Origin of the sequence: Amycolatopsis sp. cg13, from assembly GCF_041346965.1 — a bacterium.
GTDB lineage: Bacteria > Actinomycetota > Actinomycetes > Mycobacteriales > Pseudonocardiaceae > Amycolatopsis.
In genome coordinates this window covers 5,909,716-5,924,763 of the sequence record NZ_CP166848.1, presented here as the reverse complement: position 1 = coordinate 5,924,763, position 15,048 = coordinate 5,909,716, and the positions used below count along the sequence as shown (strand labels likewise).

The 15,048-nt window shown below is 66.1% G+C and carries 14 protein-coding genes; 8 read left to right on the top strand and 6 right to left on the bottom strand.

Annotation, left to right across the window (positions count from 1 at the left end; translation table 11 throughout):
* The first annotated feature begins 125 nt into the window (after nt 1-125).
* Nucleotides 126-698, top strand: a complete 573-nt coding sequence (locus AB5I40_RS27530; protein WP_370932961.1) for a hypothetical protein — start codon at nt 126-128, stop codon at nt 696-698.
* A 235-nt stretch (nt 699-933) separates the two neighbouring features.
* Here AB5I40_RS27530 and AB5I40_RS27525 read toward each other — a convergent pair whose 3' ends face one another.
* Complete coding sequence (locus tag AB5I40_RS27525) at nt 934-3,237, bottom strand: oxidoreductase (protein WP_370932959.1); 2,304 nt, start codon at nt 3,235-3,237, stop codon at nt 934-936.
* Nucleotides 3,238-3,507: 270 nt separating this feature from the next.
* Here AB5I40_RS27525 and AB5I40_RS27520 point away from each other — a divergent pair, with 270 nt between their 5' ends.
* Genes AB5I40_RS27520 through AB5I40_RS27505 form a run of 4 tightly spaced genes read left to right on the top strand, consistent with a single transcriptional unit; the run spans nt 3,508 to nt 6,636 of the window.
* A complete protein-coding gene (locus AB5I40_RS27520; RefSeq protein ID WP_370932958.1) occupies nt 3,508-4,029 on the top strand; it encodes a hypothetical protein in 522 nt (173 codons plus the stop codon).
* On the top strand, nt 4,016-4,621 hold the full coding sequence (locus AB5I40_RS27515; protein ID WP_370932956.1) for a DUF3558 domain-containing protein: 606 nt from the start codon (nt 4,016-4,018) through the stop codon (nt 4,619-4,621). Before AB5I40_RS27520 ends, AB5I40_RS27515 begins: the two co-directional genes overlap by 14 nt.
* A gap of 1 nt (nt 4,622) precedes the next feature.
* Complete coding sequence (locus tag AB5I40_RS27510; RefSeq protein WP_370932955.1) at nt 4,623-5,858, top strand: WXG100 family type VII secretion target; 1,236 nt, start codon at nt 4,623-4,625, stop codon at nt 5,856-5,858.
* Between the two features lie 28 nt (nt 5,859-5,886).
* Nucleotides 5,887-6,636 carry an ESX secretion-associated protein EspG gene (locus AB5I40_RS27505; protein WP_370932953.1) on the top strand — a complete coding sequence of 250 codons (750 nt, stop codon included), beginning with the start codon at nt 5,887-5,889 and terminating at the stop codon, nt 6,634-6,636.
* A 90-nt stretch (nt 6,637-6,726) separates the two neighbouring features.
* Here the strand turns inward: AB5I40_RS27505 and AB5I40_RS27500 are convergent, their stop codons facing one another.
* Genes AB5I40_RS27500 through AB5I40_RS27490 form a run of 3 tightly spaced genes read right to left on the bottom strand, consistent with a single transcriptional unit; the run spans nt 6,727 to nt 9,396 of the window.
* Nucleotides 6,727-7,500: an amino acid ABC transporter ATP-binding protein gene (locus AB5I40_RS27500; protein ID WP_370932951.1), complete on the bottom strand. Its 774-nt coding sequence runs from the start codon at nt 7,498-7,500 to the stop codon at nt 6,727-6,729.
* Nucleotides 7,497-8,450, bottom strand: a complete 954-nt coding sequence (locus AB5I40_RS27495) for an amino acid ABC transporter permease (RefSeq protein ID WP_370932949.1) — start codon at nt 8,448-8,450, stop codon at nt 7,497-7,499. Before AB5I40_RS27495 ends, AB5I40_RS27500 begins: the two co-directional genes overlap by 4 nt.
* A gap of 31 nt (nt 8,451-8,481) precedes the next feature.
* A complete protein-coding gene (locus AB5I40_RS27490) occupies nt 8,482-9,396 on the bottom strand; it encodes an ABC transporter substrate-binding protein (protein WP_370932948.1) in 915 nt (304 codons plus the stop codon).
* A 167-nt stretch (nt 9,397-9,563) separates the two neighbouring features.
* Here AB5I40_RS27490 and AB5I40_RS27485 point away from each other — a divergent pair, with 167 nt between their 5' ends.
* From AB5I40_RS27485 to AB5I40_RS27475, 3 genes are read left to right on the top strand one after another with little or no spacing between them, the layout of a single operon-like run.
* Nucleotides 9,564-11,225 (top strand): circularly permuted type 2 ATP-grasp protein, encoded by a 1,662-nt coding sequence (locus AB5I40_RS27485; RefSeq protein WP_370932946.1) that lies wholly within the window; start codon nt 9,564-9,566, stop codon nt 11,223-11,225.
* 15 nt (nt 11,226-11,240) lie between these two features.
* Complete coding sequence (locus AB5I40_RS27480; protein ID WP_344282913.1) at nt 11,241-12,188, top strand: alpha-E domain-containing protein; 948 nt, start codon at nt 11,241-11,243, stop codon at nt 12,186-12,188.
* Entirely contained in the window at nt 12,185-13,027 is an 843-nt protein-coding gene (locus tag AB5I40_RS27475; protein WP_344282840.1) for a transglutaminase family protein, read from the top strand. The genes AB5I40_RS27480 and AB5I40_RS27475 overlap by 4 nt, the downstream gene beginning before the upstream one ends.
* On the opposite strand, the gene AB5I40_RS27470 is transcribed toward AB5I40_RS27475, so the two are convergent.
* The gene (locus AB5I40_RS27470) at nt 13,028-14,008 is read right to left on the bottom strand and encodes a FecCD family ABC transporter permease (protein WP_370932945.1); all 981 of its coding nucleotides are present in this window, start codon (nt 14,006-14,008) and stop codon (nt 13,028-13,030) included.
* Nucleotides 14,005-15,021, bottom strand: a complete 1,017-nt coding sequence (locus AB5I40_RS27465) for a FecCD family ABC transporter permease (RefSeq protein ID WP_370932944.1) — start codon at nt 15,019-15,021, stop codon at nt 14,005-14,007. The genes AB5I40_RS27470 and AB5I40_RS27465 overlap by 4 nt, the downstream gene beginning before the upstream one ends.
* Nucleotides 15,022-15,048 lie beyond the last annotated feature (27 nt).

The following is a 15,048-nucleotide window of genomic DNA, read 5'->3' as shown; positions in this document are numbered from 1 at the left end:
CTACATCCGGTCACTCGGTGTTCCGTCAACCACGGCCGGAGAGAAGAACCTCACCCCGGCGAGGGAGCCCATTCCGGGCAAAAAAGGGCGCGCGGACGCGGCCGGGCGCTACGTACGCTTCGGGCATGGCACCCGTTCAGCCGGCCGAAGCCTTCACCGTGGAGGAGGCCCGCATCCTGCAGCAGAATCTCGGCGAGCCCTTGCGGCCTGGCCTCACGCCCGCCGAACTGAGCGACGTCGAGGACCAGTTCGGCTTCGCCTTTTCCGACGATCACCGGATTTTCCTCACCGCGGGCGTCCCGATCGGCGACCGCTGGCCGGATTGGCGCCACGGCGACCCGGACCAGCTGCGCAAACGCCTCGACTGGCCAGTCGACGGCGTCCTGTACGACGTGGAGAACAACGACCTGTGGCTACCCGAATGGGGCACCCGGCCGCGGTCGATGTGCAACGCGCTGGCAGTCGCGCGACGACACCTGGCGACGGTGCCGCAGCTGGTGCCGGTATGCGGGCATCGGTATCTGCCCGCGACGCCTGGAGAGTCCGGGTATCCGGTCTTGTCGGTGTATCAGACCGATGTGGTCTATTACGGCTGGGACCTGCGCAGCTACCTGCGGCACGAGTTCGGTGGGGAGCCGCTGGGAGAGGAACCAGCGGGCGTCCGGACCGTGGAATTCTGGTCACGGTTCGTGGAATGAGTAGTGTTTGATGGCGACGGCCCCGCCGTTCGGGTCAAGTCGGCGTCGAACCTGGTTTGACCCAAACCGGCCAAAGACCACCACCCAACCCGACCCAAACGCGGGATCGCGTCGGCGTCTGGCGGGAGCGGCGTGCACGGCCCCCCGGGCCGGGTGCGTCGTTCCCGCCAGACGCCGACTTAAAGGCGATCCCGCACGCGACGGCGGAGCCGGCGCCAAAGACACAGCCAAAAACTCAAGACTCCCGGCGCAGCATTCGGCTGACACCCGCCGCGACCGTGGTCGCGAGGATCCAGCCGGACGCGGTGAACCCGGCCGCCACCCAGTTGTCGGCGCCGTGCATGTACCAGCGCGACTTGTTGCCGAAGTCGACGATCGGCACCAGCAGGTCGGCGGTGTAGATGACCGGATTCCACTGCAGCCCGGAGTCTTGCTGGTTGACGAGGCAACGCGGGCCGCTGGTCATGTAGCGGCCGGTGTGGTCGTTGACGCAGTCGTCCTTGCCAAGGCCGAACCACAGGCTGCCGAGCACCAGGAGGGTGAGCAGCCAGCCGAGCGCGCGCACCGGGCGGAAGCCGTAGCCGACCATCGAACGTTGGAGCCAGCTCCACAGGCGGACGCCGGGGCCGAAGAACTTGAAGCCCTTGGCGAGCGCTTCGTAGCGGAACTGCTGCTTCCGCAGGGCGACCGTCGAGGCGTGCTCTTCGTTTCCGGCTGCGCGCAGGGTCGCGGCCAGCTGGTCGTACGGTCCTGGGCGGTAGCCGCGCATTGCCTTGCGGAGCAGGTCGATCCGGTGATCTAGTGCGTTGTCATCGTCGAGGGCGATGCCGTGTTTCAGTGCGTCGTAACGGAAGTCTTCGAGTTCGAGGCCGTCGGTGGCTTTCCAGATCTCCTCGTTGTCGGCCAGTGCGCCGCAATGCGCCCGGCGGAGACGTACCGATCCTGTCGGCGGCTCGGCGGGGGACAGGACGAACTCGTCCGCGGTGACGTCACTGGCGTCGAGCGCGATGTCGTGCGGGGCAAGAGATCCGAGCTTCGCGCCGTTCATGTCGAGCCGCCGGGCGATCTGCGCCCCGTCGAGATTCACACCGCCCTCAGCCAGGAACGGACGGTCCTTGTCCTCAGTCAGGACGACGTCGCGGCCGATCCGCGCGGTGCGGATGTCAAGGGAGAAACTGCTCGATTTCCGTTGCCCTGGCTCGGTGAGCAACGTGCCGAACATGTTCACGCTGCCGCCGATTTCCGCGCCTTGCAGTCTGAGTGTGCCCTGCAAGGTGGCGTCGGTCAGCTGGAAATTGCCGGAGATTTTGGCTCTCCGGGCGGAAAACACGTCACGCCCTGGGTGGAGGAACATCGAATTCCAGGCGAGGAAGTTGCCACCGACCGTGACGTCCGCGAGCCGCAACTGCCCGATCGGCACCCGGAGATTGGTGGCCTCGATGTCACCGCCGATCGTGGACCCGTCGAGGTGCAGCGCGCGGTCGTAGTACGGCGTCGCGCGGCCGCGCACCATGGTGATCTCCGCGCCCGCGAGCCTGAGCGACCCGCCGATGCGCGCGTTGACCATGCGTAGCGTGCCGAATGCCCTTAGCCCGTCGGACAGTTCGAGATTTCCGTCCACTTTGAGCCGGTCCGCGACCAACGCCGGTCGCGGATCAAGGTACGGATCCCCGGATTTCCAAGCGTCCACAGCTATCGGCCCGCGCTGATCGACCTGAAGCCGCGCCTCGCGCATGACGATGTCACTGTCCACAGTGGCGCTGGGAAGATAGAGAACACCCTTGGCGGAGAACCTTTTCCGCTCACTGGCAGGCCCGTAGTTGTCGACCTCGCACAGCAGACTGCCGCCGATGTGCAACCCGTTCCCGTTGAACGCGAAGCCATCCGGATTGTCGAACGTGGCCCCCGAGAAGTTGACGTTACCGCCGGTCCGCATGCCCGGCAGCCGCACCTCGCCCTTGGCGACCATCCGATATGCCAGCAGCGCACCGGTAATCACCAGGCGGTCGCCCTGAATCGCCTTGCCGTGCGGATGACTGATGGTCGTCCTGGTGAGCACGACGGACCCGTCGATCACCGCGTCGGTGAGATTGACCGCCGCATTGGGCATCCCGCGCTCACGATCGTCCCCGCGCTGCACGGTCGTGGTCTCGAGCTCGAATTGATCCGCCGCGATTTCCACGACACTGCGAACCAGCCGCACGTCATTCCGGCTGCGCAAATTGCGCGCCCTTAGTCCGGGAAGCCAGCATTTGCGGAAAACGAGCCCGAGAAGCGTCGCCTCACGCACGTCCGGCGGATGCTCGAAGCGGCAGCGCTCGAATTGAAAGAGAAAATTGAGGTCGGCGGCGCGGAGGTCGAGCGTGCCGGTGATGTAGGCGTCCTCGACCTGGACGATCGGCGCGTTCGTGGCCTGCCGTCTCCAGCGGAGGATGCCACTGGTACCAGGTTTGAGCAGGTCCGCGGCCTTCACCTCGTACCGTTTGTCGGGAACCCCGGCAAACGGATCAAGCGGCGGCAAGGTCGTATCGGTCGGCACGAGCCCCTTCTCCCCACGATCGTCGGCCCTCAGGGAATCGGATCAACGGCGGATGAGCAAGGGGCCGGGTGGAGTAGTGCGTGTTCGTGCTGATGGTTGGTCACTTTGCGCGCGCGGACGACTACGTGATCGATTCACGGCACCCGGACGATCTTGCCCGAACATCCCCTCGTGGGCGGTTCGTGCCTGCTATGGTCACGTCCCGGAGCTGATCAAGAACAGAGGGTAGGCCGCACCCAGGAAGCCGCGGCCCGTGCGGGGAGGCACGACATGCCAGACGGAACGAACGGGGACCCCCAGGCTGTCCTCAAGGACGCCATCGCACCGAACCAGCCGCCTCCGCCAGGAAGCCCGCCCCTGCCGCTGGGCGCGACCGGGCAAACGGTCACGACCGGCCAACCTCCGGACTACATAACGCTGGGGGCCAACCAGGCGAAAGCAGACTTCGCGGCCGCGGCAGGCAACGGCAGTTGGACCTTCAATCCCGAGGCGATGGACAAGGTCATCCAGGAGCTCGAGGACAGCCTGGACGGCGACTTCCGCAAGGCGCAAAACCACGGTCAGATGATGGCCCTTATGACGCCTCCAGGCGGCGAGAACGTAAGCACCAACTATGTTTCAGCGGTCGTGAAGACTGTGGTCGCGCACAACGAGTTCATCAAGGGAGCAGTGGACTACGTCACGTCCTACCTCGACACGCTGAAAAAGGTTCGGACCGCATACGTAAATCAGGACCACAACGCCATGGAAGATCTACGGAAGACTGGGAATCTGCCTGATGAACACCGCTAAAGCAACGATTTCGGTCATCGTCGGCACCGCCGCGGCGCTCCTGCTCTCGGCTTGCAACGGCAACCAGGGCACCCCGTCTCCCGCGTCGCCCTCTTCTCCCGGCACCGGCAGCAGCGCCAGCGCTCCGCCGAAGATCGCCGATCCCATCACGAACACCTCCGCCGCGGAAAAGGACCCGTGTTCCGCAGTGCCGACCAGCGAGGTCGAGAAGATCGGCGGCAAGGTGCGTACGACAGCAGTCGACACTACGCCAGCCGGCATCAGTTGTGGCTGGATCTTCGCCGACGGAACTGGTTCCCTCAACGGAGGGCTCGCCAGCGGCGCGAACGGCCTGCAAGGCCTGTATCAGAGGAACGCCGTGGGCGGACTGAAGAAGTTCGAGGTCCAGCCAGCGATCCAGGGCTACCCGGCGGTCGTGTACGACATCGGTCTGAATGGCGAAGGCGCTTGCGCTCTGGCTGTCGGCGTCAACGACCGGTTGGCCTACGCTGTCAACACGCAGTTGCGGCCCGGAAATCCGCACGTCTCCGATCCGTGCGCGCTGGCGACCAAGCTGGCATCCGCAGTCATCACCAGCCTCAAGGCGAAATGACATGGCGTACACCGGTGCAGATATCTACAAGCTGATGCACAATCCGGGAGACACGTCGAGCCTGGACTCCAGCCGCGCTGCCGCCGAAGAGCTCAAAGGTGTGCACGAGAATCTCGGAAAAATGCTGGCCAACAGCCAGAAGGCACTCGACTCCTTCTGGAAGGGAACCGCGGCCGACGGTGCCAAGCAGGGTCTGAACCCCCTCATCCAGGCGTCTCAGACCGCGGCGCAAAACCTCGATCGAACCCAGCAGTCGATGGCAGACCAGTCGTCGTCGTTCACAACGACGAAGAACTCAGTACGCCAGGTCGCTGACTCGCGCCCAGACGACCAGAAGCTCTCCGATTACGTTTCCATCGGTGCCAGCGACGACGAAAAAGCCGCGGCGAAGTTCGATTCTGACACGAAGTTCAATGTCGAGCAGTACACCAACTACGAGGTCTCGACAAATCCGCGGATCTCGTTCCTCCCTGCAGACTATCCGTCAGCTCACGACCCGAACGTGTCAGCTGGCGGAATAAACCCCACAGACTCAGGGACCGGGACCTCCAGCGGACGAGCCGGATCGGGTGCTGGACACCACTCGTCCGGTGGCGGTTCGTCTCACAACTACGGCGGCGGGCCGTCGCATAGCTACAGCAGCGGGCCGAGCACTTACTCCGCGCCTCCTGGGGCGGCGGGCATGCCAGTACCACCGCCACCTGGGCATGGCGGGCCCGTGGCCCCGCCCGTGTCGCCGCCGAATGACAGCACCCGGGCGGCTTGGGCTGATCCCACGCCGCCTTCGCCGCCGCCCACTTGGCAGCCGCCGTCCAGCCTGCCTGGGGGTGGGAACACCGGGAACGGTGGCATGAACGGTGCGTTCGGGCCGGTCGGCGGGCTCGGTGGTTTCGGGCCTACTAGCGGCGGTGGTGGCGGTTTCGGCCCAGGCGGGTCGGGATCCGGTTCCGGTGGTGCGGGCAGCGCGGGCGGTGCCGGACCCCGAGGTGTAGGTGGTGGCACCGGTGCCGGAGCGCTCGGCGAGAGTGCGGGTCGACCCGCCATGGGTGGCAGTGCGGGTGCGGCTGGAGCGAAGGGCCAGGCCGGAATGGGCGGCATGGGTGGTGGCGGCAAGGGCGGAAAAGGGCCCGAGGACGAAGAGCACCAGCGCAAGATTCTGCTCGCCGAAGAGGACCCGGATTCGATTTTCGGGGGTTATGACGGCAATCGGCCTACGCCGCCGGTTATCGGGGCTTAGCGGGAATGGCTAGGGGGAGGGAAAGTCGGTGCTGCGCAAGCCCGTTGAGCTGAGCCTGCAGACCTTCGAGGTACTGCTGGAGCGGCTGAATCTCGGCGACATCCACCCGACGCTGGTCCGCGGTGCGCTCTGGTACTCACCGGACGAGCGGCGGCAGCTGGCTGCTGACACCGATCGCGAGCTGCACAATTCCGGTCTGATGCAACGCGGACGGCTGAGCGACGAGTTCGTCGAGACGATGCATTTGCTGCAGCGGCCGGGCATTGAGTACTACTCGTGGGTCAAATCGGAGCGCGGAGAACGAACCGTACGCGCGGCGGCGAGCGGCCGGGACGCGGCGACTGTTGTTGCGGTGAGCCAGAAGCTGTACATCGCACCGTGTTCGGCGGATACGTTGGTTCGTGAGTTCATCGCGTTGCTGCCGGAGGCTCCGGCGGCGCGGGTGCTCTCGCTTAACTGTTCCGACGAGGACCTGAACCTGGTCGAAAGCGGCGGACAACCGTCTGGACGGACGAGTCCGAGCATTCGGGACGCCAAGCAAGTGTTGCAGTGGCTCGATAAGCCGCATACGTATTTCGGACGGTTGTACGTCGCGGTCCGGGACAGTCGCGGGAAGCGGCGGCGTAACGAGAATCCGCCGGGGTGGGCGGATATGGAGGAAGGGCGGATCCTGTTCGGGGTGGACAAGTCCGGATGGATCAGTCTGGCTGGGGCTGGGCCGCAGGAGATGGCGAAGAAGTTGCAGCAGTTGGAGGATGAGTTGCGCTCTGGGCGCTGATCATCGCCGCAGGAGCCATCAAGGATGAAGTCCACACACCCCGCATAAAAGAAAAGGCCGCCCGGAGATTCTCCGGGCGGCCTCCCCAACTCAAGCGTTCGGGTTCAAAACCCGAGCCAAAAACGCCTTCGTCCGTTCATGCTTCGGGTCGCCGATAACCTCATCCGGAGAACCGGACTCGACGACAACCCCGCCGTCCATGAAGAAGACCTTGTCGGCTACCTCGCGGGCGAACTGCATTTCGTGGGTCACCACGACCATCGTCATGCCGTCCTTCGCCAGTTGGCGCATGACGCCCAGCACGTCGCCCACCAGTTCTGGGTCCAAAGCGGACGTTGGCTCGTCGAAGAGCATCAGCTTCGGTTGCATGGCCAGCGCCCGCGCGATGGCGACGCGCTGTTGCTGGCCACCCGAAAGCTGACCGGGATAGGAACGGGCCTTGTCGGCCAGGCCGACGCGGTCCAGCAGTTCCAGAGCTCGTTCCCGGACCTGGCCCCGCGGTTCGCGGCGGACCTGGACTGGGGCCTCCATGACGTTTTCCAACGCTGTCATGTGCGGGAACAGGTTGAATCGCTGGAACACCATGCCGATGTTCTTGCGCTGTTCCGCGATTTCCTTGTCCCGCAACTCATGCAAGCGACCGCCGCGTTCGCGGTAGCCGACTAGTACTCCGTCGACGTAGAGCCTGCCCGCGTCGATTTTCTCCAGGTGGTTGATGCAGCGCAGCAAAGTGGACTTGCCGGAACCGGACGGGCCGATCAGGCAGAGCACCTCTCGGTCGTGCACTTCCAGGTCGATGCCCTTCAGCACGTCGAGCGAGCCGAAGCTCTTGCACACCTTTTGGGCGGAAACGACAGGAGTCACCGCGAAACACCTCCGCTGCCGCCACTGCCGAAGCGGAAGCCCAGCATTCGCGCTCCCCACTTGTTCTTCTGCGCGGTTGCCCGTGAAGTGCCGCGGGCGAAATACCGCTCGATGTAATACTGCACGACCGTCAGCACCGACGTCATGAACAGGTACCACGTCGCCGCGACGATCAGCAGCGGGACTGTCTTGTAGTTCTGCGAATAAATCGTCTGTGCCGACACGAACAGCTCGAAGTATCCGATGACCACCACCAGCGACGTGGTCTTCAACATCGAGATGGTCTCGTTGCCGGTAGGCGGGATGATCACCCGCATCGCCTGCGGCAGGATGATCCGGCGCAAGGTCTTACCCCGGCTCATGCCCAGCGCGGACGACGCTTCCAGCTGGCCGCTGTCCACGGACTGGAGGCCGCCGCGGACGATTTCCGCCATGTACGCCGCCTCGTTCAGGCCGAGGCCCAGCAACGAGGCGACGAACTGGTTGATCAGCGTGTTCGTGTCCCAGCTGATGAAGGTCGGCCCGAACGGGATACCGAGTCCGATCTTCGGGTACGCCAGCGCCAGGAAGTTCCAGATCACCAGCTGAGCGATCAACGGCGTGCCGCGGAACAGCCAGATGTAGATCGACGCCGCGCCCGACATCAGCAGGTTCGGCGACAGTCGCATCACCGCGAGCAGTACGCCGCCGACAATGCCGATGAGCATCGAGAGCACCGTGAGCAGCAACGTGTTCCGCAGGCCGTTGAGGATCCGGCCGTCGAAGAGGTACTGGCCGACGACCGGCCACTGCAACGCGGAGTTCGTGACCACGCTGCGGATCACGATGAACGCGACGAACACGATGATCACGCCGGCGATCCAGCGTCCGTAATGCCGGACCGGGACCGCCTTGATCGGGGTGGTGTCGACCTCCTGCCAGGAATCGGCGGGGCCGGGGGGAGTGGACACGAGTAACTAAGTCCTCAGTTTCGTCAGGAAGTCAGGAAGCGGACGGGTTGATCTCCGACTTGGTGATGGCACCGGAACCCGACAAGCCCCACTTGTCCAGGATCTTCTTGTAGATTCCGCTGTCGATCAGCTTCTGGACCGCGCCCTGCACCGCCTTGCCGAATTCAGTGCTGCCCTTCGGCAGCACGATCCCGTACGGCGCGGTGTCGTACGGCGCGCCCGCGGACTCCAGCTGGCCGCCAGTCTGCTTCACCGCGTAGTCGATGACCGGCGAGTCGGCCAGTTCGGCCTGCACGCGCTTCGCGGTCAGCGCCAGGTTCACGTCGGTCTGCGCCTGGAACTGGGTGATGTTGATGGCCTGCTTGCCCGCCTTGGTGCACGCGGTGTTGCGCTTGCCGAGGTCGTCGACCTGCGTGGTGCCCTTCTGCACGGCCACATTCTTACCGCACAGGTCATCCACCGAGATTTTGTCCGGATTGCCCTTGAGCACCGCGAGCGAGGTGCCCGCGCTGTAGTACGAAATCATGTCGACGGTCTGCATCCGCTCGGCGTTGATCGTGAACGACGAGATGCCCATTTCGTACTTCTTCGCCGAAATACCGGGAATGATGCCGTCGAACGCCGAGTTCTGGAACTCTGTCTGCACGCCGAGCACCTGGCCGACCGCGGTCGCGAGGTCGACGTCGAAGCCGGTCGCCTTGCCGTTCTCGACGAATTCGTTCGGCGGGTAGGTCTGGTCCTGCCCGATCACGATCTTGCCGTCGGCCTTGATGTCGGCGGGCACGAGCCCGGCCAGCGCCGCATCCTTCTGCGCGGTCGGCGCGCTCTCGGCGCCACCGGGAGCCTGGCTGGCTCCCGAATCGCCGCCGGCACCGTTTCCGCCCGCACCGCACGCCATCGTCATGCCGACGAGCGCGAAGGCGGGGAGAAGGGCGAGCGCCTTCATTTGCTGTCCTCGGGCCACTTCGTCACTCCTCGTAGTTCTCAAGGGCTGAGAGCTGGCATATTGCCACTCGTAAGCGGGTATGCACAGCACTGCTGCGTCACGGGGAAGTTTCGCACAGGACTTGCCGGGAAGACGGGTGTCGCGGCCGCCGCGCACGGTAAGTCAGGATGTCCTCCATGAACGCCAACCCCGGTCCCCGGCTGCCTCCGGCCGGACGACGTGCGCGAACGGTGAAGGGCCGCCGCGCGGCCAGGCCCGGCGCGCAGTTCGACGGATACCTCGCCCCGGAGCGGCCGCACGCCGGCGCGTACGACGAGATGTTCGCGCCCGACGGCATGGTCCGCGGCCCTTACCGAGCGCTCTACGGCTCGATCGCCGCGCTCGACGCCGGCGATCTCACCAACCGCTCGCAGGCGCTCGATCGGGCGATGGTGGACCAGGGGATCACGTTCTCGCTGTCCGGCCAGGAGCGACCGTTTCCGCTCGACCTCGTGCCCCGCGTCATCCAGGCGACCGAATGGTCCCGGCTCGAACGCGGCGTGACACAGCGTGTCCGGGCGCTGGAGGCGTTCCTCGCCGACGTCTACGGCGACCGGCAGATCCTCCGCGACGGCGTGCTGCCGCGTCGGCTGATCACCTCGTGCGAGCACTTCCACCGCGAGGCCTACGGGATCAAACCGCCCAACGGGGTGCGGATCCACGTGTCCGGAGTGGACCTCGTCCGCGACGAAGAGGGCACCCTTCGTGTCCTGGAGGACAATCTCCGCAACCCGTCCGGCGTGTCCTACGTGATGGAGAACCGGCGCACGATGGCGCGCGTGTTCCCGGACCTGTTCGCGCGACACCGGGTCCGGCCGGTCGGTGACTACGCGTCACATCTGCTTCGCGCACTGCGAGCGGCGGCCGCGCCGAACGTCGCGGACCCGATGGTCGTCGTGCTCACCCCGGGCGTCTACAACTCGGCCTACTTCGAGCATTCGCTGCTGGCCCGGCTGATGGGCGTGGAGCTGGTCGAGGGCCGCGACATGTTCTGCCGCGACAACGTGGTCTACCTGCGCACCACCGAGGGCGAGCGCCAGGTCGACGTGATCTACCGGCGGATCGACGACGAATTCCTCGACCCCGTCCACCACCGGCCGGACTCGGTGCTCGGCGTCGCAGGCATCCTCAACGCCGCCCGCGCGGGCAACGTGGTGGTGGCGAACGCGGTCGGCAACGGCGTCGGCGACGACAAGCTCGTCTACACCTACGTGCCGGAAATGGTGCGCTACTACCTGAACGAGAAGCCCATTCTGCCCAATGTGGACACTTTCCGCTGCTGGCTGCCCGACGAGTTCGACTACGTCATGCAGCACGCCGACGAATTGGTGATCAAACCGGTCGAGGGTTCCGGCGGGTACGGCATCGTTTTCGGACCGGACGCGTCCAAAAAGGAGCTCGACGCGTTGCGCCGCAAGGTGCGCGCGAACCGGCGTGGCTGGATCGCGCAGCCGGTGGTGCAGCTGTCCACGGTCCCGTCCAAGGTGGACGATCGGCTCGCACCGCGGCATGTCGACCTGCGGCCGTTCGCGGTCAACGACGGCAAGGAAATCTTCGTGCTGCCCGGCGGCCTCACCCGGGTCGCGCTGCCCGAGGGCAGCCTGGTGGTGAACTCGTCGCAGGGCGGCGGATCGAAGGACACCTGGGTGCTCGCGTCGCGGTCCTCGACGTCGGAGCAGGAACTGGACCGTCCCGCGCTCGGCGATGTGTCCGTTGTGGACGGTGTCGCCGCGGAGCAGGGTCCGGAGCTTTCCACGTCGCAGCAGCAACAACAGCAACAGCAGAGCTGAGGGAGGGAAATCATGATGCTGGCCCGCAACGCGGAGTCGCTGTACTGGATCGGCCGTTACGTCGAACGCGCCGACGACACCTCCCGCATCCTGAACGTCTCGGTGCATCAGCTGCTGGAAGACGCGAGCGTCGACCCGGACCACGTCAGCCGTCAGCTGCTCGCCGTGCTCGGTATCCCGTTCGACGCGGGCGACGCGCTCGACGTGTGGAAGCTGACCGAATTGGTCGCCTACGCGAAGGACAATCCGTCGTCCATCGTCGGCTCGATCAACTCCGCGCGCGAGAACACTCGTGGCGCGCGCGAAGTGGTGTCGACCGAGCTGTGGGAATGCCTCAACGCGACGTGGAACGCGGTCCCGGACCGACAGCGGTACGCCCGCCGCGCCGGGCCGCACGCGTTTCTGTCCTTTGTAGAGGAACGAGCCGCGATGTTCGCCGGGCTCGCCGATTCCACGATGAGCCGCGACGACGGCTGGTTGTTCCTGGTGCTCGGCCGGTCGGTCGAACGCGCGGACATGGTGGTGCGGCTGCTGCTTTCACGAGTTTCGGACCGCGCGTCGTCGCCGGGATGGATGACGGTGCTTCGCTCGGCAGGCGCGCAAGACACGTACTTACGCACCAATCGTGGCGCGCTGGACGCCGCGCGCGTCGTGCAATTCCTGCTCAGGGACACCTTGTTCCCACGTTCGGTCTTCCACGCCTTGCGCCAGGCAGAGGATTGTTTACGCCAGCTGGATCCGGGAATCAATGCGCGGGGCAACGAAAAAACCGAGGCCGTCCGGCTGCTCGGCCGCGCCCGAAGCGAGCTGGAATTCCTCCACCCGGCGGCACTGCTGGACGACCTGCCGCGACGGCTGCGCGGGCTGCAGGAAGCGATCAAGGAAATCGGGGAAGCGGTGTCCATGCAGTACTTCCACACGTCGCCGTGGGTGGCGTGGAGCGGTGCGGAGGTGTCCCTGTGACCTGGCAATTGCGGGTGACGCACCGGACCGGCTACCGGTACGCGACGCCGGCCACCCAGTCGTATAACGAAGCCCGGCTCACCCCGCGTTCGGACCGGCGGCAGACCACGTTGGCCACTCGCATCGAAACCTCCCCGGCCACGCGCGCCTATCGCTACACCGATTACTGGGGCACCGACGTCACGTCGTTCGACTTGCACGCGCCGCACACCGAGTTCACCGTGCTCGCGACGTCCGTGGTGGAGACTGCGGACGAAGCGGAACCGGTGCATTCGGCGACGTGGAAGGACTTGCAGAGCGAGACCGTCCGCGATCAGCGCACGGAGTATCTGACGCCAACGCCGTACACGCCGAATGATCAAGAACTGTCCAAACAGGCCCGAGCGCTGCGCAAGGGATTGGACCCGGCGGACGCGGTGCTCGCGATCTGCGGCTGGGTCAACGAACAGTTGAAATACCAGCCCGGAACCACCGGCGTACACAGCACGGCGACCGATTCGTGGCGAGCGCGCGAGGGTGTGTGCCAGGATTTCGCGCACGTCACCCTGGTGATGCTGCGGGCGATCGGCATTCCGGCGCGGTACTGCTCGGGGTACCTGCACACCAAGCCGGAGGCCAAACTCGGCGAAAAGGTGGAGGGCGAAAGCCACGCCTGGGTCGACGTGTGGACCGGCGGCTGGTGGGCGCACGATCCGACGAACGCGATCCCGGTCGGGCCGCGCCACGTGTGGGTCGCGACCGGCCGGGATTACGCGGATGTGGCTCCGTTGAAGGGGATCTTCACCGGGGCCAGTCAGTCCACTTTGGACGTTTCGGTGGAGCTGACTCGGATGGCTTAGTCACGCGGTCTGCCGACGACGGGAAACCGCCAGCAGCCACAGCAGGTACCCGCCGCCCAGCGCTGCCGCGACGACACCCACCGGCAGCAGTGAAGCGTCCAGAACCCGCTGACCCACGAAGTCCGCCGCGAGTACCAGCACCGCGCCCATCGCCGCGGACGCGACCAGGTTCGGGCCCGGGTGGCGGGTCAGTCGGCGGGCGAGTTGCGGTGCGGCCAGAGCCACGAACGGGATCGGTCCGGCTGCGGCGGTCGCGGAAGCGGCCAGCGCGACCGCTGCCAGCAGCACCACCGCACGCACTCGCGGCACCGCGACGCCGACCGCGACGGCGGCGTCATCGCCCATTTCCAGCATTCGCAACGCGGGCTGGTGCACGAAGATGAACGGCGACAGCACCAAGACAGCCAGGCACAACGGGATGAAGTAGTTCCAGTCGCGGCCCGCGAGGTCACCGGTCAGCCAGCCGACGGCCTGTGCCGCGGCTTCGAGTTTCGCTTGCACCAGCAGGTAACCGTTCACCCCGGCCAGCACCGCGCTCACCGCGATGCCCAGCAGCACCAGCCGTGAGCTGAGCAGACCGTGTGGGGCACACAGCGCGGTGACCAGCAACGCAGTCAGCAAACCGCCCACGACCGCGCCGACGGAGACCAGTCCGGGGCCCGCGCCGAACAGCAGGATCATCATGATTCCGCCGGTCGCCGAGCCGGTGGTGAAGCCGATGATGTCGGGACTGCCGAGCGGATTCCGGGTCACCGTCTGGAAAACCGAGCCCGCCAGCGCGAGCGCGATGCCGACGAAGATCGCGACCAACGCGCGCGGCAGGCGGCCGGTGACCACCAGGTACTGCGCCTTCGTGCCGGATCCGGCGAGCGTCCGCAGGACTTCTATCGGCGTCATCTCGTAATCGCCGGTGCCCACGGCGAGCACCAGCAGCACCGCCGCCACCAGGGTCAGCAGTCCGACGACCATCCACGTCCTCATCGCCGCACCGCCTTCAGCCGCCGCGCCACGATCACGAAGGCGACGCCGCCGATCACGTCCGTCATCACGCCCACCTGGATTTCGCCGTTACCGCCGAGCAGCCGACCCAGTACGTCGCAGCCGAGCAGCAGCACCGGCCCGAGCAGCGCGGACAACGGCAGCACCCACCGTTCGTCTTGACCGACCAGCGCCCGCACGACGTGCGGGATCATCAGCCCGACGAACGCAATCGGTCCGCACGCGGCGGTCGCCGTCGCGGAGAGCAAGCCGACCGCGACCATGCCGACCGCGCGGGTCAGCACCGGGTTCGCGCCGAGGCCGCGTGCGCTGTCGTCGCCGAGTGCGACTGCGTTGAGCGGCCGGGCGAGCACGCCCGCGATCACCAACGCCGCCAGGAAAAACGGCAGCAGCCCGGCGAGACTGTCAAGGTTCCGGTTCACCAGTGAGCCGACGAGCCAGTACCGCATCTGGTCGAGGCTGTGCGTGTTGATCATCTGCATGCCCTGGTTGATCCCGACGAACACGGCCTGCACCGCGACGCCCGCGAGCACCAGCCGCAGCGGGCTCACCGAGCCGCCGATCACTGTCACCAGCACCGTTCCGGCGAGCGCACCGAAGAAGGCGAACCACACCAGCTGCTCCGGCGAAGACACCGAGAACACCGCGCCGCCCAGGACGATCGCGACCGCCGCGCCGTGGTTGATGCCGAGCAGACCGGGGTCGGCGACCGGGTTGCGGGTGATCGCCTGCAGAAGCGCACCAGCCAACCCAAGCCCGACGCCGACGGCCAGGCCGAGCAACGTCCGCGGCAGCCGGTCGTCGCGGATCACGACGTCCTCGAAGGTGCCGCTGTAGGAGAACAACGCGTGCCAGACGCTGCCGAGCGGCAACCGGTTGGAGCCGAAGGCGATGGACAGCACCACCACCGCGACGAGTGCGACGAGCGCCGCGACCAGGACTGTCGCGCGGACGCCCCAGCGCCGGGATGTGACGCGCTCCCCAAGCAGGACCATGGCGTTCACCCTAAGGCAAGGCTAACC

What these genes read in the sequence shown, in the direction of transcription:
- AB5I40_RS27530 (WP_370932961.1), top strand. Translation starts at nt 126, where the DNA reads ATGGCACCCGTTCAGCCGGCCGAAGCCTTCACCGTGGAGGAGGCCCGC.
- AB5I40_RS27520 (WP_370932958.1), top strand. Translation starts at nt 3,508, where the DNA reads ATGCCAGACGGAACGAACGGGGACCCCCAGGCTGTCCTCAAGGACGCC.
- AB5I40_RS27515 (WP_370932956.1), top strand. Translation starts at nt 4,016, where the DNA reads ATGAACACCGCTAAAGCAACGATTTCGGTCATCGTCGGCACCGCCGCG.
- AB5I40_RS27510 (WP_370932955.1), top strand. Translation starts at nt 4,623, where the DNA reads ATGGCGTACACCGGTGCAGATATCTACAAGCTGATGCACAATCCGGGA.
- AB5I40_RS27490 (WP_370932948.1), bottom strand. Translation starts at nt 9,396, where the DNA reads ATGAAGGCGCTCGCCCTTCTCCCCGCCTTCGCGCTCGTCGGCATGACG.
- AB5I40_RS27485 (WP_370932946.1), top strand. Translation starts at nt 9,564, where the DNA reads ATGTCCTCCATGAACGCCAACCCCGGTCCCCGGCTGCCTCCGGCCGGA.
- AB5I40_RS27480 (WP_344282913.1), top strand. Translation starts at nt 11,241, where the DNA reads ATGCTGGCCCGCAACGCGGAGTCGCTGTACTGGATCGGCCGTTACGTC.
- AB5I40_RS27470 (WP_370932945.1), bottom strand. Translation starts at nt 14,008, where the DNA reads ATGAGGACGTGGATGGTCGTCGGACTGCTGACCCTGGTGGCGGCGGTG.
- AB5I40_RS27465 (WP_370932944.1), bottom strand. Translation starts at nt 15,021, where the DNA reads ATGGTCCTGCTTGGGGAGCGCGTCACATCCCGGCGCTGGGGCGTCCGC.